Here is a 23,713-nt window from a genome sequence, read left to right as displayed (position 1 = left end):
TACGGTCGTCGGCATGGGAAAGATTCTGGTGACCGGCGGGACCGGCCATGTCGGCAGTCATGTGGTGTCCCGGCTCGCCGAGGCGGGGCTGGACGTACGCGCGTTCGCGAGGCGGCCCGAGCGGGCGCCGGCGGGCGTCGAGGCCGTTCAGGGAGACCTGACGGCCCCCGAGAGCCTGGAGCCCGCGCTGAAGGACGTGGAGAGCGTCTTCCTGCTCTGGCCCGGCTTCTCCGTGGGCAACGCGGAGGAGGTGGTGGAGGTCGTCGCCCGGCACGCGCGGCGGGTGGTCTACCTGTCGGCGAACGTGCCGGGCACCGATGGCACGCACTACGCCGCGATCGAGCGGCTGATCCGGCGCTCCCCGCTCAACTGGACGTTCCTGCGGCCCGGCGGCTTCGCGGTCAACACACTGGGCTGGGCGGAGCAGATCAAGCAGGGCGTGGTGCGCTGGCCGTACGGGGAGGCGTCGCGGGCTCTCATCCACGAGAAGGACATCGCGGCCGTGGCCGTGCACGCGCTCACCTCTGCCGGGCACAACGGCGCCGCGTATCACCTGACCGGGCCCGCCGAGCTGACCCAGATCGAGCAGGTCCGCACGATCGGCGAGGTGGTCGGCCGCGAGGTGCGCTGGGAGGAGCAGCCGATCGAGGAGGCCCGCGAGCAGCTGCTGGCCGCCTGGGGCGAGCCGGCGTTCGTGGAGCAGGCGCTGACGACCTGGGGCTCCTTCGTGGCCGCGCCCGAGGGGGCCGTCGACACCGTGCAGCGGCTGCTCGGCCGCCCTGCCCTGACGTTCAGGCAGTGGGCCGAGGACCACGCGGCGGACTTCCGTTAGGCCTCGTCGGCGGGGTGCTCGACCAGGGCGAGAATGCGGCTGGACATGAATCTCGCGGTACGCACCGGCGTGCCGCTCCTGGTGACCTCGCTCACCTCGACGAGCCCGCGCCGGGTGGCCACCTCGACCCGCCGGCCGGCGCGGGTGGCCGTGATCTCGTAGGTGCGCGGCGATGACCCACCCGCGTCGATGACGATCTCCACCCGGTCACCTTTCATGACCAAGTCATACCCATCCCGACTTATCCGTACACCAGTACGATAATCGCGACAATGCCGACGCAGACGATGACCCCCCGCAGGATCGGCGCCGGGATGCGCCGGCCCAGCCGGGCGCCTGCGAAGCCCCCCACGATCGCGCCAAGCGCCACCCCGGCCGCCGCCTGCCAGTCGACGTCGGCCACGAACAGGAACAGCACCGCGGCCACCCCGTTGACCAGCAGCGCGAGCACGTTCTTGGCCGCGTTGACGCGCTGCAGGCCGTCGTCGAGGAAGATGCCGAGCAGCCCGATCAGCAGCACGCCCTGCGCCGCGCCGAAGTAGCCGCCGTAGATGCCCGCGCCCAGCACGCCCAGCCACAGCATGGGGCCGCCGTGCGGGTGCGGCCGGTCGCGGCGGGCGGCCATCCACGTGTTGAGCCGCGGCTGCACCATGACCAGGACGCAGGCCAGCGCGATCAGCGCCACGACCACGACCTCGAAGACGGCGGGATCGAGGAACAGCAGCAGGATGCCGCCGATCAGCGCGCCCAGGGCCGAGGCCATGCCCAGCCGCAGCAGGCGGTCACGCTGGCCGCGCAGCTCGGCGCGGTAGCCGTACGCGGCGGTGAAGGAGCCGGGCACCAGGCCGACGGTGTTGGAGACGTTCGCCACGACGGGATCGACGCCGAGCGCCACCAGCGTAGGGAACGTGATCAGCGAGCCCGACCCCACCACGGCGTTGATGGCACCGGCGATCACGCCGACGCCGCAGACGACGGCCAGTTCCCACCCCGTCACGCGTTCCTCCCGAGACCGCCGTCACTTGCTCCCGGTCAGAACGTTCACCGGGTGTCCGGGCCCTTGGGGGGTGTGGTGAAGAGGCCGCCCAGGCTTTCCAGGACCTTTCCCATTTCGGATGGGACGATCCAGATTTTATTGGCGTCGCCTTTGGCGATCTCGGGGAGGGTCTGGAGATATTGGTAGGCGAGCAGCTGCTGGTTCGGGTTGCCCTCATGGATGGCCCTGAACACCATGCCGATCGCGTCGGCCTGCCCCTTGGCCCGCATCGCCTGCGCCTCGGCCTCGGCCTGCGCGCGCAGCACCGCCGCCTCCGCCTCGCCGCGCGCCCGCAGCACCGCCGCCTGCTTCTCGCCCTCGGCGGCCAGGATCGCCGCCTGGCGCTGCCCCTCGGCGGTCAGCACGGCGGCCCGCTTGTCGCGGTCGGCGCGCATCTGCTTCTCCATCGAGTCCTGGATGGAGACGGGCGGGTCGATGGCCTTGAGCTCGACCCGGTTGACCCTGATGCCCCACTTGCCGGTCGCGTCGTCCAGCACGCCGCGCAGCGCGGTGTTGATGTCCTCGCGCGAGGTCAGCGTGCGCTCGAGGTCCATGCCGCCGACGACGTTGCGCAGCGTGGTGACCGTGAGCTGCTCGACGCCGACGAGGAAGTTCGCGATCTCGTACGTGGCCGCCTTGGGATTGGTGACCTGGAAGTAGATGACGGTGTCGATGGACACCACGAGGTTGTCGGAGGTGATCACCGGCTGCGGCGGGAACGAGACCACCTGCTCGCGCAGGTCGATCATGTCCTTCACCCGGTCGATGAACGGCACCACCAGGTTGAGCCCCGGCGAGAGCGTGCGGTGGTAGCGGCCGAGCCGCTCGATGATGGCGGCCGTGGCCTGCGGGATGATGCGGATCGTACGGGCCACTCCGAAGCCGACCGCCGCGACCACGACGATGGCGACGACGAGCTGCTCGACGGACATGGCGACGCTCCGAAGCCGAGGGAACCGACTCCGTAGATCCTATTCGCCCTTCGCTTGGCCCGTCCCTTACCGAACGAAACGGTGATCAGTGGGCTCTGGCGTACCAGCGGCCCTCCGCGCTGCGCTCCAGGGACAGCGGCACCCCGAACGTCTGCGACAGGTTCTCGGCCGTCATCACGTGCTCCAGCGGCCCCTGCGCCACCACGGAGCCGTGCCGCAGCAGCAGCCCGTGGGTGAACCCCGCGGGCACCTCCTCCACGTGGTGCGTCACCAGCACCAGCGTCGGCGAGCGGTAGTCGCCGGCGAGCAGCGAGAGCCGGCGCACGAGGTCTTCCCTGCCGCCCAGGTCGAGGCCCGCGGCAGGCTCGTCGAGCAGCAGCATCTCGGGGTCGGGCATGAGCGCGCGGGCGATCTGCACGCGCTTGCGCTCGCCCTCGGACAGCGTGCCGAACCTGCGCCTGATCAGGTGGGCGGCGCCCATCATGTCGATCAGCTCGACGGCCCTGGTCACGTCGTTGGAGTCGTACTCCTCCGTCCAGCGGCCCACGATCGCGTAGGAGGCCGTCAGCACGAGGTCGATGACCTTCTCCTCCGGCGGGATGCGCTCGGCCAGCGCGGCGCTCGCCAGGCCGATGCGCGGCCGAAGATCGAACACGTCGGCCTGCCCCAGCCGCTCGCCCAGCACCTCGACCAGGCCCTCACTCGGATAGAGCAGCGTGGCGGCGACCTGCAGCAAGGTCGTCTTGCCCGCGCCGTTGGGCCCGATGACGACCCACCGCTCGTCCTCGTTGACCGTCCAGTCGATGCCGCGCAGCAGGGCCGCTCCGTCGCGCCTGACGGCGACGTCCTGGAGCCGCAGCACCTGACCACCCATCCCCGATACCTCCTTAGGAGTCACCCTCGGGACAAACCTATTGCAGGGCGAGCGCTTATCGTGGACCGGTGCGCCCTGAATCGACTGTCTGCCCATCCCTGGTCGCCTGGGGCAACGCGTGGCTGTCCGGTCACGTTGGCCTCGACGAGGCGGCTGACCACGTAGAAGCCGCAGGCGGGCCCGCCGTCGTGGGCGAGCTGCCGCTGCGAAAGCATCTCGCGAACCTGCGCTCCGACGGCCTGCGCGAGTTGCGGCTCGCGCTGCCCGCGCCGGGCGACCCGCTCGGGCTTTCGGGCCCTCCCTCGTTCAACTCGGCCGCGGTCGACGCCGGTCAGGCCGTCATCGCGGTGCTCGCCGACCGCAACCTCGGCCTGGTGCCCTCGCTCGACCGGCGCGGGTCGTCGTACGTCGGCGTGCGGTTCGACGTGCACGACGCCGGCCCCGTACGCCATGACCTGCCCTCGCTGGCCGAGGCGGAGCGTGACCTGTCCGACGCGATGCGCGCCGCCACCGAGGCCCTCACCTCGGTCGACGGCCCCGTGGGCGACCGGCCGGGCCGTCCCGTGCGCGGCGGCGAGCTGGCGCCCGGCTACCCGGGGCGCGCCCACCGGGTCTCCACCCTCGCCACGCGACTGGCCGCCGTGCTGAGCCTGGCCGACTCGCGCGGGCTCACCACCGGGCAGGTCGCCGTACGCGAGAGCGCGCTGCGCGAGCTCGACCGCGCCGTGCGCCGCGCGCTGGTCGCCGCCCACCACGCGATCTTCGAGCCCGTACGCCACCAGTAGCTCAGCCCAGCCCGTGGCGGACGGCGTAGAGCGCCGCCTGGGTGCGGTCCTGGACGCCCAGCTTCATCAGCACGTTCGAGACGTGGGTCTTCACGGTCTTCTCCGCCACGGCCAGGCTGCGCGCGATCTCCCTGTTGGACCGGCCCGCGGCGATGAGCGCCAGCACCTCACGCTCGCGCTCGGTCAGCGGCACGGGCCCCGGCGCCTGGCCGTCGCCCGGCGCGGCCAGCATCGCCCCGGCCGCCTCCGGCGCGAGCAGCACCTGGCCGCCGTGCACCGCGCGGACGGCCTGGACGAGCGCCTGCGGATCGACGTCCTTGTAAAGGAAGCCGGCCGCGCCCGCCCGCATCGCGGGGCCGACGTCGGCCGGGTCGCTCACCGAGGTCAGCACGACCACGCGGGTGGGCGTGCCGGTCAGCCGTTCGAGCGCGCCAAGCCCGTCGAGCACCGGCATCTTCAGGTCGAGCAGCAGCACGTCGGGCGAAAGCTCGCCGACCAGCTCGACGGCCTGCGCGCCGTCGCCCGCCTCGCCGACGACCGTGATGTCGTCCTGGAGGTCGAGGAACGTGCGCAGCCCCTGCCGAACCACCGGATGGTCGTCGGCGATCAGCACCCGGATCACGCGCTCACCTCCATGCGCACGGTCGTCCCCTCACCGGGGGCCGACGCGACGGTCATGACGCCTCCGACGGACTCGGCCCTGTCACGCATCGACACCAGGCCGAGCCCGCGCTGCGGGTCCGCCGGATCGAAGCCCTTGCCGTCGTCGTGCACGCCCAGCACCAGCCTGCCGTCCTCGTACGCCAGCCGCATCCGCACGTTCGCCGCCCCCGAGTGCCGCAGCGCGTTGTGCAGCGCCTCCTGGGCCACCCGCAGCACCGCCACCTCGGTCTCGGGCGCCAGCGCCGGCAGCTCGCCGCACTCGAACGCCACCAGGGGCGGGTGCAGCCGGTCGAGCAGGCGCACGTGCTTGCGCAGCGTCTCCGTCAGGCCGTGGCGGTCGAGCTCGGCCGGCCGCAGCTCGACGATGACCGCGCGCAGCTCGGAGATGGCCTCACCGGCCAGCCGCTGCACCCGGTCGAGCTCGGCGGCGGCCTTGCCGGTGTCCTTGTCCAGCAGGGCGCCGGCGGCCTGCGCGGACAGCCGTAGCGAGAACAGCTTCTGGCTGACCGCGTCGTGCAGCTCCCTCGCCATGCGGTTGCGCTCCTCCAGCATGGCCAGCTCGCGGCTGTGCTCATAAAGCCTGGCGTTGGTCAGCGCGATGGCCGCGTGCGCGGCGAACAGCGTGAGCAGCTCCTGGTCGGCCTCGGTGAACCCGCCGCCGCGCCGCTTGTTGGCCAGGAAGATGATGCCGAGCACCCGGTCGCCGTCGCGGATCGGCACCCCGAGGAAGTCCTTCATCACCGGGTGGGCCTTCGGCCACCACTCGAACCGCTCGTCCTTACGCAGGTCGGGCAGCCTGACCGGAGCGCCTTCGCGCAGCATCGCGCCGAGCATGCCGTGCTGGCGGGGCAGCGGGCCGATCGCGTCCCACTGCTTGTCGGTCAGGCCCTCGGCGACGAACTCGGCGAACGAGCCGTCGTCGTCGGGCACGCCGAGCGCGGCGTAGCGGGCGTCGAGCAGGCGCTGCGCCGAGCGTACGATGACCTGCAACACCTCGCGCACCGACAGGTGGCGGGTGACCGCGAGCACGGCCGAGCTCACCGCCTGCAGAATCTCGTCTCGGTCGGAAGGCACGTCGGAGGGCACGCGACCCACTCTATGGTCCTAGGACGAAGTGCCCAGGCACCGGCCGGTCCTCGGCCCGATGTCCGCGCGGCCGTCCGTTCCTAGCGTCGGTGTCATGACGAACACCGCACTCATCACCGGAGCTTCACGAGGTCTCGGCCTGGCCCTGGCCAGGGCGCTCGGCGCGGCGGGCTGGCGCCTCGTCCTCACCGCGCGCGGCGCCGACGACCTCGACGGGGCCGCCGCCGAGCTGGGCGCGACCGCGATCCCCGGCGACGTGACCGACCCCGCGCACGTGGCCCGCCTCGCCGCCGCGACGCCCTCGCTGGACCTGCTGGTCAACAACGCCGGCGACCTCGGCGTGACGCCGCTTCCGCACCTCGCGGACTACCCGCTGGAGGCGTTCAGAGGGCTGCTGGAGACGAACGTCACCGCGCCGCTCGCGCTCATCCAGGCCACGCTGCCCGCGCTGCGCGCCGCCGGCGGCGGCGGCGGCTCGATCGTGAACGTCACCTCCGACGCCGCCACCGGCGCGTACGAGGGCTGGGGCGGCTACGGCGCCACCAAGGCCGCGCTGGAGCAGCTGTCGAACGTGCTGGCCGCCGAGGAGCCCGACCTGCGCGTGTGGTGGGTCGATCCAGGCGAGATGAACACCCGCATGCTGGCCGACGCCGTCGGCGCCGACGAGGCCGCGGGCGCCGCCGACCCCGCCAAGGTGGCGGGGGCGCTGTACGACCTGGTCAGCGCCCGCCCCGCGAGCGGCAAGGTGAGCCTGCAATGACCGCCGCGCTGGACTTCTCGCTGCCGCCTGGACTGTCCGCCCACGAACCGCCCGAGGCGCGCGGCACGGCCAGGGACGGGGTACGCCTGCTCGTCTCGCGCGGCGACCGCGACCCGTCACACCACCGCTTCCACGACCTGCCCTCCCTGCTGGACCCCGGCGACCTCATCGTGGTCAACAACTCCGCGACGCTGCCCGCCGCCGTCCGCCTCGACCGGCTGGCCGTGCACTTCTCCACCGCGCGGCAGGACGGCACGTGGCTGGTCGAGCTGCGCCGGCGCACCTCCAAGGCGAGCGAGCCTTACCCGGGGGGCGAGCCGGGCGAGTGGCTGCCCATGCCGGGACACGCCACGCTGCGGCTGCTCGGGCGCGAGACGCCGCGGCTGTGGCGGGCCATGCTCGACCGGGACGTGGAGGCGTACCTGCGGGTGCACGGGGTGCCGATCCGCTATTCGTACGTGGAGCGCGACTGGCCGATCGAGGCGTACCAGACGGTGTTCGCGACCGTGCCGGGCAGCGCGGAGATGCCGAGTGCGGCGCGGCCGTTCACCCACGCGCTGGTCACGGCGCTGGTGTCGCGGGGCATCGGCATCGCGCCGATCACACTGCACACGGGGGTGGCCTCGCCGGAGAAGGACGAGCCGCCCTACGCCGAACGGTACGAGGTGCCCGCGTCCACGGCCGACCTGGTGAACCTGACCAGGCGGAACGGCGGCCGGGTGGTGGCGGCGGGCACGACCGTCGTACGGGCGCTGGAGACCGCCGCCGACGCCGCCGGAGTGGTCTCCGCCTCCCGGGGGTGGACCGGGCACGTGGTGACGCCGGAGAGTGGCGTACGGGCCGTCTCCGGGTTGATCACCGGGCTGCACGAGCCGCGGTCGAGCCACCTGATGATGCTGACCGCGATCGCGGGCGAGGGGGCCCTGGCGCGGGCGTACGAGGAGGCGTTGCGGGAGAGTTATCTGTGGCACGAGTTCGGCGACACGCACCTGATTCTGCAGAAATGAGCTTTACCCCGGTTTGCCCACGTGATAGGAAAAGCCGACATTTACGGGGGCTTAGTGTGTCGCGTCCCCGTTTTCCACCCACGACGGAGACGTTTGTATGCCTGACTCTCTGCCCAAGGTCGCGACGGTCGCATTAGCGGCGGGCGCCCTGCTGCTTTCCGCCACCCCCGCTTCCGCCACCGCCCAGGACGACCCGTTCTCCGTCTTCGACGTGCAGGTCAAGGCGCCGAAGAAGGTCAAGCCCGGCGGGAAGATCTCCTACACCGTCGTCGCCCGCAACAAGGGCCCCCACTACGCCGACTACTACTTCCTGGGCGGCGAGTTCCCCAAGGGCGTCGACCTGAAGAAGGTCTACTACCGCTCCAGCGTCAAGGGCACGGAGTGCGGGCTCGACGGCCGGGCGCTGTACTGCTTCGTGCCGAAGGTCGTCGAGAAGGGCGAGAGCATCGCCATGATCTTCGACGTCAAGCTCACCAAGAAGGCCAAGGGCACCCAGACCGCCAGGCTCGGCATCGTCTCCTATGACGTCCAGACGGGCATGGAGAACATGAGCAAGGAGGAGCTCGACCGGCTCGGCGTCCCCGTCCACGGCTACGCGAAGACGGTCAAGACCAAGATCGCTCGCTGACCCCGTCCCTACTGCGCCCGACCCCGAATGCGCGACCTGCTGCGCGAGCACCGGATCGGGCGCAGTACCGTGACTGAATGTGGACCAGCGCACCCTCCTGATCACGCTCACCGGCCCCGACCGCCCCGGCGTCACCTCCCGGCTCTTCTCCGTCCTGTCGAAGTTCCCCGTGACGGTGGCCGACATCGAGCAGGTCGTCATCCGAGGCCGCCTGACGCTCGGCGTGCTCGTCGCGTACGCGGGCGGGCCGTCCACCGGCACCGGCACCACCCTCGGCGCCATGTGGACCGCCGTCGAGCGCGTCGCCGAAGACCTCGGCATGGAGGTGGAGCTGTCCACCGGCTCCCAGGCCAAGGAGCAGCGCCGCCGCGGCCGCCTGTCGGTCAGCGTGCTCGGCGCCACCCTCTCGCCGGCCGCCATGGCGGGCATCGCCGGCCGCATCGCCGCCGCCGGCGCCAACATCGACCGCATCGAACGCCTCGCCCAGTGGCCCGTCACCTGCATCGAGCTGTCGGTCTCCGGCGCCGACCCCGCCGCCCTGCGCGTCGAGCTCGCCGCCGAGGCCGCGCAGCAGGAGGTCGACGTCGCCGTCCAGCGCACCGGCCTGTCCCGCAGGGCCAAGCGGCTCATCGTCATGGACGTCGACTCCACCCTCATCCAGGGCGAGGTCATCGAGCTGCTGGCCGCCCACGCCGGCTGCCTCGACGAGGTCGCCCGCGTCACCGAGGAGGCCATGCGCGGCGAGCTCGACTTCGCCGAGTCGCTCAAGCGGCGCGTCGCGCTGCTCGAAGGGCTGCCCGCCGAGGTGTTCGAGCAGGTGCGCAAGGAGGTCGTGCTGACCCCCGGCGCCCGCACGCTGGTCCGCACGCTCAAGCGGCTCGACTACCGCTTCGCCATCGTCAGCGGCGGCTTCACCCAGATCACCGACGCGCTGGTCGACGAGCTCGGCATCGACTACTCCGCCGCGAACGTCCTGGAGGTCGTCGACGGCAGGCTCACCGGGCGCGTCGTCGGCGAGATCGTCGACCGGCCGGGCAAGGCGCGGGCGCTCGAACGCTTCGCCCGGGAGGCCGGCCTGCCGATCTCCCAGACCGTGGCCATCGGCGACGGCGCCAACGACCTCGACATGATCGCGGCGGCCGGGCTCGGCATCGCGTTCAACGCCAAGCCGGTCGTCCGCCAGGCGGCCGACACGGCCGTCAACACGCCGTACCTCGACTCGATCCTCTACCTGCTGGGCATCTCCCGCGACGAGGTGGAGGCCGCCGACGCCGAGGACGCCGTCCTGCCGGTCCTCTGATCAGTGCCCTTTGTCCGGGGCCCAGCGGTTGATCAGGCGGCCCTCGCCCGGTGACAGCTGCTCCCAGGGCGGCTCCACCGCGATCGCCGCGAACGACCCCGGCCTGAACCCGTAGTCGCCGCCCGCCAGCCCCAAAGCCAGCTCGTGGACGCCCGGGTTGTGCCCGCACAGTGCCAGCGTGCCCGCCTCGGAGCCGGCGCGGCGCAGGAGCTCCAGCAACTCGTCCGGGTACGCCTCGTAGATGTCCCGCTCGTAGCTGACCTCCACGCCGGGGAAGGCCAGCTCGGCGGTGCGCCGCGTCCTGGCCGCCGGTGAGCACAGGACCACGTCGGGGACCAGCCCCGCCGCCCTGATCTCCTCGCCCGCCCGCTTGGCGTCCTGCTCGCCCTGATCCGTCAGCGGGCGCTCCCAGTCGGCCAGGCCCGGTACGGAGGCGGCCTTGGCGTGCCGCAGCACGATCAACGTACGCACGCGCTCATCCCCTCGACGCCCAGACCGCGAGCCCCACGATCACGGCGAGGATGGCGACCATGGCCAGCAGGATCATGCCCAGGGTCCTGCCGCCGCTGGGCTGCTGCTTGTCATCGTTCACGCGCCCAGTTTCCCACCCAACCCCCCAGCCGCCACCCCCACCTTCCCCTTCACACACAAGGACGCCCGCCCCCACCTGCGGGGACGGGCGTCTCACACGCTCAACGAACTACGAGGCCACAGGCTCGTGCTCGCGGTTGTTGTTGTTCGCCGGCTCGATGGCCACCGACCGCCGCTTGGACACGATGATCGCGCCCACCACGACCGCCACCGCGACCACGGTGATGCCGATCCGCAGGGCCGGGTTGCCCGCGTACAGCACCACGGCCGGCGCCACCAGCAGCGCCACCAGGTTCATCACCTTGATCAGCGGGTTGATGGCCGGGCCCGCGGTGTCCTTGAACGGGTCACCGACGGTGTCACCGATGACCGTGGCGGCGTGCGCCTCGGAGCCCTTGCCGCCGTGGTGACCGTCCTCGACGAGCTTCTTGGCGTTGTCCCAGGCGCCACCGGAGTTGGCGAGGAAGACGGCCATCAGCGTGCCGCACGCGATGGCGCCGGCGAGGAAGGCGCCGAGCGACGCGTACCCCAGTGCGAACCCCACCGCGATCGGCGTCATGACCGCCAGCAGACCGGGCGTGGCCAGCTCGCGCAGCGAGTCGCGGGTGCAGATGTCCACGACGCGGCCGTACTCGGGCTTCTCGGTGCCGTCCATGATGCCGGGCTTGTTGCGGAACTGGTCGCGTACCTCGAAGACCACCCGCATCGCGGCCCGGCCGACCGCCATGATGGCAAGCCCGGAGAACAGGAACACCACCGCGGCGCCGATGATCAGACCGACCAGCACGTTCGGCTGGTCGATGCTGAGGCTGAAGGACGAGAACGTGCCGAGCGCGTCCTTGACCGACGCCGTGGCGGCGGCCAGCTCGGTCTCCACCGCCGTACGGAACGCGCCGAACAGCGCCGTCGCCGCCAGCACCGCCGTCGCGATGGCGATGCCCTTGGTGATCGCCTTCGTGGTGTTGCCGACCGCGTCGAGGCTGGTCAGCACCCGCGCGCCCTCGCCCTCGACGTCGCCTGACATCTCCGCGATGCCCTGCGCGTTGTCGGAGACCGGGCCGAAGGTGTCCATGGAGACGATGACGCCGACCGTGGTCAGCAGACCGGTGCCGGCGAGCGCCACCGCGAACAGCGCGATCGTCACGTTCCCGAACCCGAGCAGGAACGCGCCGTAGACGGCGCCGCCGATGATCAGCGCGGAGTACACCGCCGACTCGAGACCGACGCTGATGCCCGCCAGGATGACGGTGGCGGGGCCGGTGGCCGAGCTCTCGCCGATCTCCCTGACCGGGCGGCGGTTGGTCTCGGTGAAGTAGCCGGTGAGCAGCTGGATCGCGCTGGCCAGCACCAGACCGATCAGCACCGCGCCGATGGCGATGAGCCGCGGGTCGGCGTCGGACTGCACGGTGGAGCCGGTCAGGCCGGAGAAGCTGCTCGGCAGGTACCAGAACGCGGCCGCCGCCACGAGCACCGCCGAGATGGCGGCGGAGATGAAGAAGCTGCGGTTGATCGCCGCCATGCCGTTGCGGTCGCGGTCGCGCATGCCGGTGACGAAGATGCCGATGATCGCGGTGATCACACCGATCATCGGGACGATGAGGGGGAAGATCAGCCCCTCCTCGCCGAACGCCACCCGGCCCAGGATGAGGCTCGCGACCAGCATGACCGCGTACGACTCGAACAGGTCGGCCGCCATGCCGGCGCAGTCGCCGACGTTGTCGCCCACGTTGTCGGCGATGGTCGCGGCGTTGCGCGGGTCGTCCTCAGGAATGCCCTGCTCGACCTTGCCGACCAGGTCGGCGCCCACGTCGGCGGCCTTGGTGAAGATGCCGCCGCCGACTCGCATGAACATCGCCAGCAGCGCCGCGCCGAAGCCGAAGCCTTCGAGCACACCCGGCGCGTTGCCCTGGTAGATGAAGACCACGACCGCCGCGCCCAGCAGGCCGAGGCCCACCGTGAACATGCCGGCCACACCGCCGGTACGGAACGCGATGCGCATCGCCCGCTTCTCACCGGCGTCCTTGGCGGCGGCGGCGACGCGCACATTTCCGCGCACCGCGAGCCACATGCCCATGAACCCGGTCAGCGCGGAGAACACCGCCCCGACCACGAAGAAGATCGAACGTCCGATGCGTACGTCCGTCTCTCCAGGTAGCAGGAGCAGCAGGAAGGGAATCACGATGACGAAGATCGCCAACGTGCGGAACTGACGCGTGAGATAGGCCGCGGCGCCTTCTTGTACGGCGCGCGCGATGTTCTGCATTCGTTCGGTGCCCTGGCCGGCGGACAGCACTTCGCGCACCAGGCCGCCGGCGACGGCTAGCGCGATCAGTGCGACCGCGGCGACCACGATCACGATGGTGAGATTGTTTGCGCTCAGAACCAGATTGGACGCTGGCTCCGCTGCCAGCATGTGCCTGCTCATCGTTCTCCTCGGCAAGACCGGTCGTCCTGCCCGGGCGGTGCTGCAGTTTTCCTCGGCGGGTGTTGCGGCACCATCCGGGTTGTGGGTGCCGCTTCCGGTTGAATCCGCGTTCCGCCGGATCACCTTGGCCGGTGCCGGGAGTCTACGCAGGCAGTCCGTGGATATGAAGGCTCTGGCGGTCGCTAATTGTGCGAGTGTCTAGTAATCCCCTGACAGTGCCCTGGTTTGGGATCTGACACCAGAAATTTCCAAGCCTTTACGGTCACAGCAAGACACCATTTCGGACCGCCCGAAACCCCGATTCTTACGGCCTTCCCGCCCTTGACCGCACCCCTCCATCCCCACCGACTTCGGGCCTCCCCGTACGTACCGCACCCCTCCTGCACCCACTTGACTTGGCCCCGCACCCCCGCCGCCCCAAACCCACCCCTCCTGGATACGCAGGACGACAACCCGCCGTTCGATCCCTCAGACGGCCTCCCTGACGCGGATGCCGCCTTGCCCTACGCCCGAGCAACCCAACTACCGCCCAATGCGCACAAATCGCCCCTCGGAGGCACAGAGAGGCCCTCAGCAGCCTTCCACCGACCTCAGGGAGGGCAGCCTTGACGCCCGGAACGCTCACTCACGCACCCCTCAGCGCGAACTGCCTCCCCCTCCCCCTCAGACTCCGACCGCCGGCAGCACTGGGCAGACCACATCAGCCCTCGACCGCCGTCAGCCCTCGACCGCCATCGCGAAAGCCGGAGACCACCCTGCCGACAGCACAAAGCCACGGACCTCGGCCGAACCACCTCGACCTCAGCCCGCAGCCACCTCAACCTCAATCGCCGCGGACAGCCCTGAGTTCATGCCGCAGAACCGCTGACGTCAGCCCCTGCCCCTGCCCCGGATCTCCAGAACAACCCGAAAGCCACCCGGAAGCCACCGGAACAGCCTGAAAGCCCGCCGCCTCATCCTGACCGGGTGGGGTTGGGCTGACCAGGGCGGCTCAGATGGTCCCGGTGTTGGTGTTGCTGCCGACGGCAGCCGGCCAACTCATCCGGATATTCGTGCCTTTGGGGCTGGGATACACCTCGACATCATCGGCCAACCCTTCGATGACCGCGATCCCGAAGTTGGACATGAACGAGTCAGAGAGCATGCCCAGGTCCAGCGGCTTCTCTTGCTTGATCTCCTCGCTGGGAGCCAGGTCACTGACCGTGACCTCGAAACGCCCCGAATCGTCACGTAGCTCGATGCGGATGGGCTCGCCCGGACAGTGCGCTCGATGCGCCTCGACTGCCCGGGAACACGCCTCACCCACGGCGAGCCTGACCTCGTCCAGCAGGGACTCCTCCACACCGGTGCGGCGCGCGATAGCCGTCGCGACCAGCCGTGCGGTGCGCACGTGTGCGGGGAGAGCGCTGAACGTGAGCTCGACGGTAGCCATGCTACTTGTCTTTGCCGTGAGCTTCCTTGGCCTCGTCGACCGAAGCGTAGATCCCGAAGACCTTGGTCAGCCCGGTGATCCGGAAGATCTTGAGGATGCGCTCCTGGGTGCAGACCAGCTCAAGCGAGCCGTCGTGCGCGCGAACTCGCTTGAGCCCCCCGACCAGGACCCCGAGGCCCGTGGAGTCGAGGAAGTCGACCTTCTCCATGTTCACAAGAAGGTGGAAGTTGCCCTTGTTGACCAGATCGATGAGGAGTTCACGCAATCTCGGCGCCGTGTAGACATCGATCTCACCCTCGACCTCCACGATGGTGAGTCGGTCTTCGGTGCGGTGATCCAACTTCAGATCCACAGATCCTCCAGCGCCTCGCCTGCGAAAGTAGTCTTGCCGGCCTGGCAATCTGGAGCGTGGCCCCAGACTGTCCGACCCTGACGCGCGGCATTCAACCACGCGCCTGGCTTGTGTCTATACGAAATCACGATTCCCGGCGACTTTGCCCACGGATGCAAGACTGGAAACAGTGACTTCCACCGGATCCTCCCCAGAACAGACGGCATCACTCCTCCGCCACCTGCTCGGCGTACCCTCACGTCGCGCGCGTATCACCCATGTGGAGCATGTTCCTGCACGTCAGGCGGGTCACGTGCGCTGGCCGGAGTGGACGCCGGAAGTCCTCATTACGCGCTTGGCGAACCGCGGGGTGACAGGACTCTGGCCTCACCAGTACGAGGCCGCCGACCTGGCATTCCGTGGCCGAAACGTGATCATTTCGACCGGTACGGCGTCGGGCAAGTCCCTCGCGTACCTCACTCCGGCGGTCGCCGCCTCCCTCGACGGCGGCACGGTTCTTTACCTGACCCCTACCAAGGCATTGGCCGCCGACCAGCTCCGCAGTCTGCGCGAGCTGCGCATCACCCAGCTCCGCGCGGCCTGCTTCGACGGTGACACCCCCTTCGAGGAACGCACCTGGGTACGCCAGCACGCCAACTACGTACTGACAAATCCAGACATGCTGCACCGCAGCATCCTTCCCCGCCACGCGCAGTGGTCGTCGTTCTTCCGCCGCCTGCGCCTGGTCGTGGTGGACGAGTGCCACGGCTACCGCGGTGTCTTCGGCTCGCACGTGGCCCAGATCCTGCGCCGCCTCCGCCGCGCCTGCGCCCGCTACAACTCCACCCCCACCTTCATGCTCGCCTCGGCGACGGCCAGCGAGCCCGGGCTGTTCGGGCGGAGGCTGACGGGGCTCGAGATGGACGAGGTGACGGTGGACGCCTCGCCGAAGGGCGCGACCACCATCGCGCTGTGGGAGCCGCCCCTGACGGAGCTGCGGGGCGAAGGCGGGGCCCCCGTACGCCGCACGGCCACGGCGGAGGCCGCCGACCTGCTGGCCGACCTCGTCCTGGCCGACGTACGCACCCTCGCCTTCGTCCGCTCAAGGAGAGGCGCAGAAACAGTAGCCCTCTCAGCCCGCGCCAAACTGGCCGACGTAGCCTTCTCCCTTCCCTACACCCCACCCCCCACCTCCAGCACCCAGCACCCGAGGCAAGCCCCCTTGGGCGCGGACCACTCACCCCCCAGCTCAGAACACGCTGCTCCGACCTCGGAACACATGCGGGCTGCCCACACCGCCGCATCAGCCGAACAAGCCAGGGACCAGACACCGGCCGCCCACGCCGAAGGCTCGCGGGAGCCGGTCCCGCCCGCCGCCCTCTCCCGGGAATCACCGTCCTCCCTGGAAACAGCGTCCTCCCTGGAAACAGCGTCCCCCCTGGAAACAGCGTCCCCCCTGGAATCACCGTCTTCCTTCGGATCAGCGTCCTCCTTGGAATCAGCGTCCTCGATGGAATCACCGTCCCCTCTGGAATCGTCCTCACTCACCTGGGCGATCCCGGAGTCGGCCGAAGCCGACCTCGCCGAGCTCCCCAACAAGATCGCCGCGTACCGGGCGGGCTACCTCGCTGAGGACCGCCGTCTCCTGGAGAAGGCCCTCCGCGCAGGCACGATCATGGGCCTGGCCACCACCAACGCCCTCGAACTGGGCGTGGACGTCTCCGGCCTCGACGCCGTGCTGATCGCCGGCTGGCCGGGCACCCGCGCCTCGCTCTGGCAGCAGGCGGGTAGGGCGGGTCGCGACGGCAGGGACGCGCTGGCCGTACTGATCGCCAGGGACGACCCGCTGGACACCTACCTCGTGCACCACCCCGAGGCCCTGTTCGGCCGCCCGGTGGAGGCGATCGTCCTCGACCCCGACAACCCGTACGTGCTGGGCCCCCACCTCTGCGCCGCCGCCGCCGAGATCCCGCTGAGCGAGGACGACCTGCCCGTCTTCGGCCCCACCACCGCCAAGGTCCTCGACGACCTGGTGGCGGACGGCATGCTCAGAAGGCGTCCGGCCGGCTGGTTCTGGACCAGGCGCGAGCGGGCCACGGACCTCGCCGACATCCGAGGCGGCGGAGGAGCCCCGATCCAGGTCGTGGAGTCGTCCACAGGCCGCCTGCTGGGCAGCGTGGACGAGCCCTCCGCGCACACCACCGTGCACACGGGCGCGATCTACCTGCACCAGGGCGAGACCTTCCTCGTGGAGCTCCTGGACCTGGACGCCGGAGTGGCCCTGGTCTCCAGCGCCAACCCGGACTACACGACCTTCGCCCGCGACATCACCGACATCTCCATCCTTTCCACTGAACGCTCCCAACCTCTGGGCCCCGGCACCCTCCACTTCGGCGAGGTGGAGGTGACCCGGCAAGTCGTCTCGTACCTGAAGAGGCGCCTCCAATCAGGGGAAATGCTCGGCGACGAACCTCTGGAGCTGCCGCCCAGAACCCTCCGCACCCGCGCCGTCTGGTGGACGCTGCCCGCCTCGGCCGTGGCCCCGCTCGCCGAAGCCGACATCGACCTGGGCGGCGCCGCCCACGCCGCCGAGCACGCCGCCATCGGCCTTCTCCCGTTGTTCGCGACCTGCGACCGCTGGGACATCGGCGGCGTCTCCACCGAACTGCACGCCGACACGGGCCTGCTCACCGTCTTCGTGTACGACGGCCACGAGGGCGGCGCCGGCTTCGCCGAACGCGGCTACGCCCGCGCGACCGACTGGCTCACCGCTACCCGCGAAGCCATCATGTCCTGTGAATGCGAACGCGGCTGCCCTTCCTGCATCCAATCCCCCAAATGCGGCAACGGCAACGAACCCCTGCACAAAAGAGGCGCCATCCGCCTCCTCAACACTTTGCTATCCCCGCAATAGGAACTCACGCCCGTGCGACATGACTTCAACCCAACCACAGCCGGAACAGATTAAAGTCACCGGCCCAACACCTAATGCCCGCCGCCTGAAACCCTACCTCGAACGCCCTTTCCCCTTGCACCAAGACCAGCATTTTCAGCGCACCGCAGAACCGGCCATCCCCCTCGGCAGCCCACATTCGGCGGGACCCCGAACCCGCCACGGACCAGCCATCCACCCGACGAGGCCATCACCAAGCCCTTTTCAGCCGAAGAGCAATTACTCCTTTTCCGACTCACCTGAAGGCTTCCCGTTCCTCCGCGCGCGACCGGCATATGCCCCTTCGTCATCGCCATCCGCTTCCCAGAAATCGCCATCCCCCGCCTGAGAACGCGTCCAGAACGCACTGTCCTCCATGGACCTAGGCGCAGGCGGCAGGAAGTCATTCCACCGCTCATCGATCGGCACCGAAGGCAGGACAGGCGCCGCAGAACCGTCCGCCACCTCGCCTGAAGGAGATGTCGACGCAGCCCCCTCGGAGGAGGAGACATAGGGGGAAGGCGAACCCTCGGGGGAGGAGGCACTTTGGGGTGGCCAACCCTCAGGGGAGGAGACGCCTCGGGGTGGCGAACCCTCGAAAGGCGCCGACCCCTCAGAGGACATCGAACCGTCCGGCACCCCCATCTCCACCTGCGACTTCCGCCCCGACGAACCGGACGAGACAGCTCCCTCCCCCTCCAGAGACCTGGAGAACGCCGCCCCCTCCCGCGTCGTCGAGTCAGACGATCCCGCACCTCCATGCCCCGGCCAGCCGGTAGAAGCCATAGGTCTTTGCCGCGAGGAACCGGAAGCCGCCGCATCTTCGCGCGGCACAACCTGCCGAGACGCCCCACCCTCTCGCCGCGAAGAGGCTGGAGACGGCACCGCACCCTCCGGGCTCGAAGCGTCGGAGGACGACGCCATGCCCTCCCGCTGCGACGAGCCAGAAGACCAGGCCCCACCCTCCGCCCCGACAGAGCCAGAAGCCGACGCCACAGCCTCTGGCTCGGAAGAGCCGCAAGAGCCGGAAGACGTCGCCACACCCCCTCCCTCCGACGAGCCAGAAGGCCATGCCACAGCCTCCGCCCCGATTGAGCCAGAGGGCGATGCGGCGTCCTCCTTCCCCTTATGTGCCTCTTGCTTAGATACGCGGGTCTTGGCGACGGACACGATCACTGCGGGTCGTCGCGACGCCGATGTGACCGGCGTGACCGTGCCATCCGCTCGCTTGAGCTTGGTGCCCTGCGCGGTCGAAAGCGTGTACGCCCCAGCCGCCAGCCCCGACGTTCGGCCCGCTGAGGAGGGCGAGGCGGCAACCCCGCCCTCGCCCGCAGCCAGCGAACGGCGCCGGGCCCAACCGCCCACCTGCACACCGAGCAGCAGCAAGAGGATGCCGGCCGTCGCGTACCACCCGTACTGGCCGATGTTCCCGAGCGGAGACCCGCCCGATGCGGTCGTCACCGCGCCGGTCTGGCCTGGGGCCGGGCCGGCGCCGTCCTTGCCGTTCGCCGTGGCCGGGCCACCACCCTTCTCCGCCCTTTCCTGCCCGGAGGGAACCGGAAGGTTGGCGTTCGGGTCGGCTTCGGATGATTCGGGGGACGTCGCCGGCTTGCGATTGCTCGGCTTGCTGGACGGCCGCGTCTGCGTCCTTCCTGGCAGGATGGGCAGCGCGTCGACCCTCGTGGGTCCCTTGTTCTTCGCTGTCTGGCCGGTGTCGGCGGGCTTCCTCTTCGTCGGCTTGACGGACGGCGCGGCCGGGAAGCTCACGTACGCCATCGCCGACTCCTCCGAGCCGATCGACCCGCCGCTCCCGTCGCCCCTGAACGCCGTGACCGCGAACCCCACCTTCTTCCCCGCCACCTGCGCCGGGACCGCCAGCTCCGCCCTGCACGAGGAGCCGGAGCACGCGCTGTCAGCGGGCATCCGCCCGCCGACAGCGGATTGCGTGCTGGACACCTCGTACGACTGCAGGTCCGGCTCGGGCCCCTTTCTCCAGGTCACGAGCACCTTCTTGGCGCCCCGCCTGCCGGCCCGCACATCCGCCGGCATCTGCGCTGGCCTGCGCAGGGTGAACGTGCTGCTCGCGTAGGTCGTGCCGGTGATCTCACCCTTGAGGGTCACGGTGAAGGTGCCGTTGGGAACGTCGCCGGCGTTGAACGTCCCGGAGATGGTCTGATTTCCACTGCCGGTGCCGATCGTCTGGCTGGGCGTGGAAGGTCCCTCGACGTACAGCCCCACCTTCAGCTGCAACAGTCCGGCCCGCGCGGAGACCGGCACGGACGAGCTCGTCACCACCTCACCGTCAGACGGAGAAGTGATCTCCCCAGGTGCGATCTGTGACATGGCCGCCGGCCATGCTGAGCTTGCCGACGCGGTCAGGCTGGAGAAACCGGCGTGCTGGGTCGTCATGGCCGCTTGAGCGGGGTTGCCGAGTGCGATGGAACCGGCCGCGATCGCTCCTGTGACCACGACTTTGCCGACTACCGTCACGACGCTTCCCTCCGTCGAGAGCCTCGCGTCGCTTTGAGCACCCTCGGGGCGCCCATGCGACGACCGGAAGTGCAGTCCGCCCGGCCGATGACGGTCACCGACCGACCTCGGGCCGCACCCTAGCGACCGTGTTCCTGCTCTCCCACACTCCTTGTCGCAACTGGCATGGACCGAGGGTAAGCGGAACCTTACGGGACACAGTTGACTCTTGGACACAATGTCTAAGAAGTCGTGATTCGATTGGGATCTAGCCCCTTGGACCACAACCGTCCCACCAGCGGTAACGGCCCCGCGAAGCTCGAACGCCGCACCGCCTACGCCACACGCCGTATGACCGCACGCCTTACCCCGCACACCGTATGGCCGCACCCCGCACACCGGCTGCCCATGTCTCAGGCGGCGAGCGGAGGTCAGCGGTCGGCCGACTGGGCGATGGTGGACCGATCGGTGGCGGGCCGATCCGTGGCGGGCCGCTCCGTGGCGGGCAGGTTGATGGTGGCGAGGAGTTCCAGTTGCTCGATCTGGGCTTTCATGGACGCGGTCGCAATGCGGCAGACGAGGTGTTCTGCACCGGCTTCGACGCAACGGCGGCCACGGCCGCACTGCTGGCCGAATGAGCTCGGCTCCTGGCCGCTGCGGAGCGTCCTCAAGACCTGGCGGCCCCGCGACCCCTCGGGCTCACGGTCATGTGCACGACGTGGTCCGCGTCGCTCATGAACTTGAGTCATCGTGGCCTCGTCATTCCGCTGTTCGGTGAGGGTTGTTCGGATGGGGTGGGAGGTGCTGGGCCGGCTCGGGATCTGCCGGTCAGGGTTGTCGCGCCTGACAACGGGAGTGACAGGGGCACGGCGGTCCAGACGTCGGCTCTGTCGGTGGTGATCTCGCATTTCGTCAGCTTTGCGCCGTTCTCAGTGGCCAGTTCGGCGGCTCGGAGGCAGGCGCTCTCCGGGTCGATCAGCGCGAGCTTGGCCGCTGCCAGGGCGCTGAGGTCGGCGGCGCTGTTGACGCGGTGCTGGGCCGCTCGGACGGAGCCGATCGTGGCGAACGCCATGGCGACCGCCATCAGCAGGCCCATCAAGGCCACGCCCCAGAGAGTGGCTGAGCCGCGCTCCCTGGCTTTGAGCAGTGATTCCCTCTTGGAGGTGGTCACGCGTTCCTCCGGTTCTTCGTCGTCATGGCTCGGTGACTGCGGTGGCTGCGGCTGACACCTGGACCGCGGGGAGGGAGGCCGCCCACGATGGGCGCACCTCGACGGTGATGCGCACCTTCGTGAGGTCGGGGTCTCGTGTGAGAGCTATCTCGGCATTCGGGGTTGTGGCTGCTCGGACGTAGTCGCGGACCTGGTCGAGTGGCTCTCCCCTGGCGGCTGCTCGGGCTGCGGCGCGGGCGGCGTCGACACATTCGAGCTGTACGGCGACCGCTTGGATCGCCCACAGGGCGGCGGCCAGGACGATCATGAGGGCGGGCAGCATCGCGGCGGTTTCGGCGGTGACCGAACCCCGCGATGCCGGCCCTCTGGTGCCCCTGCGTGTCCGCGAGAGGCGGAGGCTCATTCCTTGGCTACGTTGAGCGCTCGGTTGATCAGCGCTGTCAGCATCTCCTGGACTTCTGTGCTGCTCACGACCTTGTAGAGGAGTGCGGCGAAGGCGCAGGCCGCGATCGTGCCTACTGCGTATTCGGCTGTGGACATGCCGCGTTCGCGGTTGACGGTTGCGTAATGGAGCCACTTGTTGACGCGCGGCCAGGATCCTTTCGCGCGGCGGGTCGAGGAGGGCTCAGCGGCTTGGTGTGGGGTTGTGGCTGGTGGCTGAGATCGGGCTTCACCTGTGCGATCGGAGTGTTCTGGGGTGGCTTTGATGTCGTCTGGCGTGGTGGCGGGACTTGGCATCGTGCCTCCAGGTGTTGAGGGCCGGCGGTTGTCCGGCGGGGTTCAAAGGGTGGCGGAGGCGGGGTGGCGGGCGGTGGCCCGAACGCGGTTCTGTGGATGAGCCGCCGTGGAAGGGTGGTGGTCTGTGGACGAGCGCGTTCTGGCGTTCCGATGAGTTTTCGGCGGCGCGGGGGTCTACTGCGGCGGCGGCACGCGACTGCACGTGGAGGACGACATGACCCTTGATCTGTTCGCCGGCATCCCCGTCAGCGACTACCAGGCGGCGTTGCGGTGGTACGAGCAGTTGTTCGGGGAGAAGCCGTCGTTCATCCCGAACGACGTCGAGGCCGTATGGGAGCTTGCCGAGCACCGGTACGTCTACATCGTCCAAGAGCCGGAACGCGCCGGGAACGCGCTGGTGGTGTCGTTCGTCGAGGACCTGCGGGAACGGGTCGCGGCGATCACTCGGCGCGGCATCGAGCCCGTCAAGCGGGAGACGTACGAGAACGGCGTGACCAAGGTCATCTACGAGGACCCGGAAGGGAACGAGATCGCCTTCGGCGGCATGGCGGATGATCGGCGTCCCGGAGATGACGAACCAAAGTAGGGCCGGCGCTGTCTCAATGAGGGGCGGTGACGGATAAGGCCGGTTCGCCGCACATGTTCGCGATGCCCTGGAGGTTCTGTGATCGAGCGGCGGCATCTCGAATGGGAAGGGTGCTTCAACGTACGGGACCTCGGCGGGATCGCCGTAAGTGGGGGCGGGTCCGTACGTGCGGGAGCTTTGGCTCGGTCGGACAATCCTGAGCGGCTTACGGCGGCGGGATGGCGGGCGCTCGTCGAGCACGGGGTCCGGACCGTGGTCGATCTGCAGTTGCGGGCGGCCGGGCTGACAGATGGAGATGTGGCCGAGCTTCGTGCACGGCTGGTTCAGGTGCCCACTACATAGGACTGATGAGCTGACTTCTCGTCCTTCGGCTCCCTGGTACATAGCGCTGATGATGCATGGTGCAGGGCCCATGGCTCGGCTTATGTAGTGAGTGGCTACGGGATGATGATGGTCGACGCCAGACCCGCCACTACCGGGATGATTCCCAGCAATACGAACGCCGGTAGGAAGCACAGGCCCAGCGGGGCCACTGCTTTCACGCCGACGCTTCTCGCGGCGGCGACTGCGGCCGCTCTTGATGCTTCTCTGGCGTCGTCGGCCAGGCGGGTCAGTACGTCGGCCACGGGCGCGCCGGTTTGCGCTGCTCGGCTCATGGCTCTCGACAGGTGGCCCATGGACGGGTCCTTGGCCAGGTAGGCCCAGGTCGGTTCTGGGTCGGCGCCCAGGCGTAGCTGGGTGCTCGCCCAGGTCAGACGCTCGCCCAGCGGGCCGCCTACGGCTGTCGCGGCCATCTCGGTGGCGGTGCTCACCGGGCGTCCTGCACGGAGGCACGCGGTCATGAGGTCGGCGGCGAAGGGGAGGTCGGCGGCGATTCTGCGCCGGTCGTCCTGGGACTCGGGTGGGCTTCGGCGGCGGAGGTAGAGGGCTGTCGCGGGGGTCAGGAGAGCGCCGGTGATCAGGCCTGGGGTGCCGCCGATGAGGAGTACGGCGAGCAGGCCTGTGCATGCTGCGGTGAGGATCGTTCGCTTCGTGAGTCGGTGGGTGGGCGGCTCCAGCCAGCTTGGGGCTGGGTGACGTTCTTCGGGTGGTTCTTGCGGTGGGCGTAGGCGGGTGAGGCGTTCTGCCGGGGTTC

At 69.7% G+C, this 23,713-nt stretch carries 26 protein-coding genes; 11 read left to right on the top strand and 15 right to left on the bottom strand.

The genetic code is table 11. From position 1 onward, the window contains the following. Nucleotides 1–13 precede the first annotated feature (13 nt). Nucleotides 14–832: an NAD(P)H-binding protein gene (locus ABZW11_RS11985; RefSeq protein ID WP_355415420.1), complete on the top strand. Its 819-nt coding sequence runs from the start codon at nucleotides 14–16 to the stop codon at nucleotides 830–832. Here ABZW11_RS11985 and ABZW11_RS11980 read toward each other — a convergent pair. The 4 genes from ABZW11_RS11980 to ABZW11_RS11965 form a co-directional block, all read right to left on the bottom strand. After that, nucleotides 829–1,050, bottom strand: coding sequence for a hypothetical protein (locus ABZW11_RS11980; RefSeq protein ID WP_355415418.1), 222 nt, complete (start codon nucleotides 1,048–1,050; stop codon nucleotides 829–831). The two genes, ABZW11_RS11985 and ABZW11_RS11980, sit on opposite strands and share 4 nt — an antisense overlap. A 23-nt stretch (nucleotides 1,051–1,073) precedes the next feature. Next, nucleotides 1,074–1,829, bottom strand: a complete 756-nt coding sequence (locus tag ABZW11_RS11975; RefSeq protein WP_355415416.1) for a sulfite exporter TauE/SafE family protein — start codon at nucleotides 1,827–1,829, stop codon at nucleotides 1,074–1,076. Between the two features lie 44 nt (nucleotides 1,830–1,873). Continuing rightward, nucleotides 1,874–2,800, bottom strand: a complete 927-nt coding sequence (locus tag ABZW11_RS11970) for an SPFH domain-containing protein (RefSeq protein WP_355415414.1) — start codon at nucleotides 2,798–2,800, stop codon at nucleotides 1,874–1,876. Nucleotides 2,801–2,885: 85 nt separating this feature from the next. Further along, on the bottom strand, nucleotides 2,886–3,674 hold the full coding sequence (locus ABZW11_RS11965) for an ABC transporter ATP-binding protein (protein WP_355415412.1): 789 nt from the start codon (nucleotides 3,672–3,674) through the stop codon (nucleotides 2,886–2,888). Between the two features lie 68 nt (nucleotides 3,675–3,742). Here ABZW11_RS11965 and ABZW11_RS11960 point away from each other — a divergent pair, with 68 nt between their 5' ends. Then, nucleotides 3,743–4,459 carry a hypothetical protein gene (locus tag ABZW11_RS11960; protein ID WP_355415410.1) on the top strand — a complete coding sequence of 239 codons (717 nt, stop codon included), beginning with the start codon at nucleotides 3,743–3,745 and terminating at the stop codon, nucleotides 4,457–4,459. Nucleotide 4,460: 1 nt separating this feature from the next. On the opposite strand, the gene ABZW11_RS11955 is transcribed toward ABZW11_RS11960, so the two are convergent. Further along, nucleotides 4,461–5,081 carry a response regulator transcription factor gene (locus tag ABZW11_RS11955; RefSeq protein ID WP_355415408.1) on the bottom strand — a complete coding sequence of 207 codons (621 nt, stop codon included), beginning with the start codon at nucleotides 5,079–5,081 and terminating at the stop codon, nucleotides 4,461–4,463. Then, complete coding sequence (locus ABZW11_RS11950) at nucleotides 5,078–6,208, bottom strand: GAF domain-containing sensor histidine kinase (protein ID WP_355415406.1); 1,131 nt, start codon at nucleotides 6,206–6,208, stop codon at nucleotides 5,078–5,080. The genes ABZW11_RS11955 and ABZW11_RS11950 overlap by 4 nt, the downstream gene beginning before the upstream one ends. A gap of 94 nt (nucleotides 6,209–6,302) precedes the next feature. Here ABZW11_RS11950 and ABZW11_RS11945 point away from each other — a divergent pair, with 94 nt between their 5' ends. From ABZW11_RS11945 to serB, 4 genes are all read left to right on the top strand, one after another. Beyond that, nucleotides 6,303–6,968, top strand: coding sequence for an SDR family NAD(P)-dependent oxidoreductase (locus ABZW11_RS11945; RefSeq protein WP_355415404.1), 666 nt, complete (start codon nucleotides 6,303–6,305; stop codon nucleotides 6,966–6,968). After that, nucleotides 6,965–7,975 carry an S-adenosylmethionine:tRNA ribosyltransferase-isomerase gene (locus ABZW11_RS11940; RefSeq protein ID WP_355415402.1) on the top strand — a complete coding sequence of 337 codons (1,011 nt, stop codon included), beginning with the start codon at nucleotides 6,965–6,967 and terminating at the stop codon, nucleotides 7,973–7,975. Before ABZW11_RS11945 ends, ABZW11_RS11940 begins: the two co-directional genes overlap by 4 nt. 97 nt (nucleotides 7,976–8,072) lie before the next feature. After that, a complete protein-coding gene (locus tag ABZW11_RS11935; protein WP_355415400.1) occupies nucleotides 8,073–8,603 on the top strand; it encodes a hypothetical protein in 531 nt (176 codons plus the stop codon). A 79-nt stretch (nucleotides 8,604–8,682) separates the two neighbouring features. Further along, entirely contained in the window at nucleotides 8,683–9,903 is a 1,221-nt protein-coding gene (serB, locus tag ABZW11_RS11930; RefSeq protein WP_355415398.1) for a phosphoserine phosphatase SerB, read from the top strand. Here serB and ABZW11_RS11925 read toward each other — a convergent pair whose 3' ends face one another. From ABZW11_RS11925 to ABZW11_RS11910, 4 genes are all read right to left on the bottom strand, one after another. After that, a complete protein-coding gene (locus ABZW11_RS11925) occupies nucleotides 9,904–10,374 on the bottom strand; it encodes a histidine phosphatase family protein (RefSeq protein ID WP_355415396.1) in 471 nt (156 codons plus the stop codon). A gap of 229 nt (nucleotides 10,375–10,603) precedes the next feature. Then, a complete protein-coding gene (locus tag ABZW11_RS11920) occupies nucleotides 10,604–12,919 on the bottom strand; it encodes a sodium-translocating pyrophosphatase (protein ID WP_355415395.1) in 2,316 nt (771 codons plus the stop codon). A 991-nt stretch (nucleotides 12,920–13,910) separates the two neighbouring features. Next, nucleotides 13,911–14,351 (bottom strand): ATP-binding protein, encoded by a 441-nt coding sequence (locus ABZW11_RS11915; protein ID WP_355415393.1) that lies wholly within the window; start codon nucleotides 14,349–14,351, stop codon nucleotides 13,911–13,913. A 1-nt stretch (nucleotide 14,352) separates the two neighbouring features. After that, nucleotides 14,353–14,703 carry an STAS domain-containing protein gene (locus ABZW11_RS11910; RefSeq protein ID WP_043629845.1) on the bottom strand — a complete coding sequence of 117 codons (351 nt, stop codon included), beginning with the start codon at nucleotides 14,701–14,703 and terminating at the stop codon, nucleotides 14,353–14,355. Between the two features lie 409 nt (nucleotides 14,704–15,112). Between ABZW11_RS11910 and ABZW11_RS11905 the strand changes: the two genes are divergently transcribed. The 3 genes from ABZW11_RS11905 (at nucleotide 15,113) to ABZW11_RS11895 (ending at nucleotide 20,033) form a co-directional block, all read left to right on the top strand. Further along, on the top strand, nucleotides 15,113–17,596 hold the full coding sequence (locus ABZW11_RS11905; protein ID WP_355415391.1) for a DEAD/DEAH box helicase: 2,484 nt from the start codon (nucleotides 15,113–15,115) through the stop codon (nucleotides 17,594–17,596). 1,708 nt (nucleotides 17,597–19,304) lie between these two features. Beyond that, nucleotides 19,305–19,703, top strand: a complete 399-nt coding sequence (locus ABZW11_RS11900; RefSeq protein ID WP_355415389.1) for a hypothetical protein — start codon at nucleotides 19,305–19,307, stop codon at nucleotides 19,701–19,703. Nucleotides 19,704–19,802: 99 nt separating this feature from the next. Beyond that, the gene (locus ABZW11_RS11895) at nucleotides 19,803–20,033 is read left to right on the top strand and encodes a hypothetical protein (RefSeq protein WP_355415387.1); all 231 of its coding nucleotides are present in this window, start codon (nucleotides 19,803–19,805) and stop codon (nucleotides 20,031–20,033) included. Nucleotides 20,034–20,514: 481 nt separating this feature from the next. Here the strand turns inward: ABZW11_RS11895 and ABZW11_RS11890 are convergent, their stop codons facing one another. The 4 genes from ABZW11_RS11890 to ABZW11_RS11875 all read right to left on the bottom strand — a co-directional run bounded on the left by ABZW11_RS11890 (nucleotide 20,515) and on the right by ABZW11_RS11875 (nucleotide 21,992). Beyond that, nucleotides 20,515–20,637 carry a hypothetical protein gene (locus tag ABZW11_RS11890; RefSeq protein ID WP_355415385.1) on the bottom strand — a complete coding sequence of 41 codons (123 nt, stop codon included), beginning with the start codon at nucleotides 20,635–20,637 and terminating at the stop codon, nucleotides 20,515–20,517. A gap of 191 nt (nucleotides 20,638–20,828) precedes the next feature. Then, complete coding sequence (locus ABZW11_RS11885; RefSeq protein WP_355415383.1) at nucleotides 20,829–21,254, bottom strand: Rv3654c family TadE-like protein; 426 nt, start codon at nucleotides 21,252–21,254, stop codon at nucleotides 20,829–20,831. Between the two features lie 22 nt (nucleotides 21,255–21,276). Beyond that, the gene (locus ABZW11_RS11880; RefSeq protein WP_355415381.1) at nucleotides 21,277–21,657 is read right to left on the bottom strand and encodes a TadE family type IV pilus minor pilin; all 381 of its coding nucleotides are present in this window, start codon (nucleotides 21,655–21,657) and stop codon (nucleotides 21,277–21,279) included. Beyond that, nucleotides 21,654–21,992, bottom strand: a complete 339-nt coding sequence (locus ABZW11_RS11875) for a DUF4244 domain-containing protein (protein ID WP_355415379.1) — start codon at nucleotides 21,990–21,992, stop codon at nucleotides 21,654–21,656. The genes ABZW11_RS11880 and ABZW11_RS11875 overlap by 4 nt, the downstream gene beginning before the upstream one ends. Nucleotides 21,993–22,206: 214 nt before the next feature. Here ABZW11_RS11875 and ABZW11_RS11870 point away from each other — a divergent pair, with 214 nt between their 5' ends. Beyond that, nucleotides 22,207–22,578: a VOC family protein gene (locus tag ABZW11_RS11870; RefSeq protein WP_355415377.1), complete on the top strand. Its 372-nt coding sequence runs from the start codon at nucleotides 22,207–22,209 to the stop codon at nucleotides 22,576–22,578. Nucleotides 22,579–22,656: 78 nt separating this feature from the next. Beyond that, complete coding sequence (locus tag ABZW11_RS11865) at nucleotides 22,657–22,920, top strand: tyrosine-protein phosphatase (protein WP_355415375.1); 264 nt, start codon at nucleotides 22,657–22,659, stop codon at nucleotides 22,918–22,920. Between the two features lie 95 nt (nucleotides 22,921–23,015). On the opposite strand, the gene ABZW11_RS11860 is transcribed toward ABZW11_RS11865, so the two are convergent. Continuing rightward, nucleotides 23,016–23,420 carry a type II secretion system F family protein gene (locus tag ABZW11_RS11860; protein ID WP_355415545.1) on the bottom strand — a complete coding sequence of 135 codons (405 nt, stop codon included), beginning with the start codon at nucleotides 23,418–23,420 and terminating at the stop codon, nucleotides 23,016–23,018. Nucleotides 23,421–23,713: the final 293 nt, after the last annotated feature.

The sequence above is a fragment of the Nonomuraea sp. NPDC004580 genome (genome assembly GCF_040609855.1).
Lineage (GTDB): Bacteria > Actinomycetota > Actinomycetes > Streptosporangiales > Streptosporangiaceae > Nonomuraea > Nonomuraea salmonea.
This window is presented reverse-complemented; position numbering and strand designations above follow the sequence as displayed.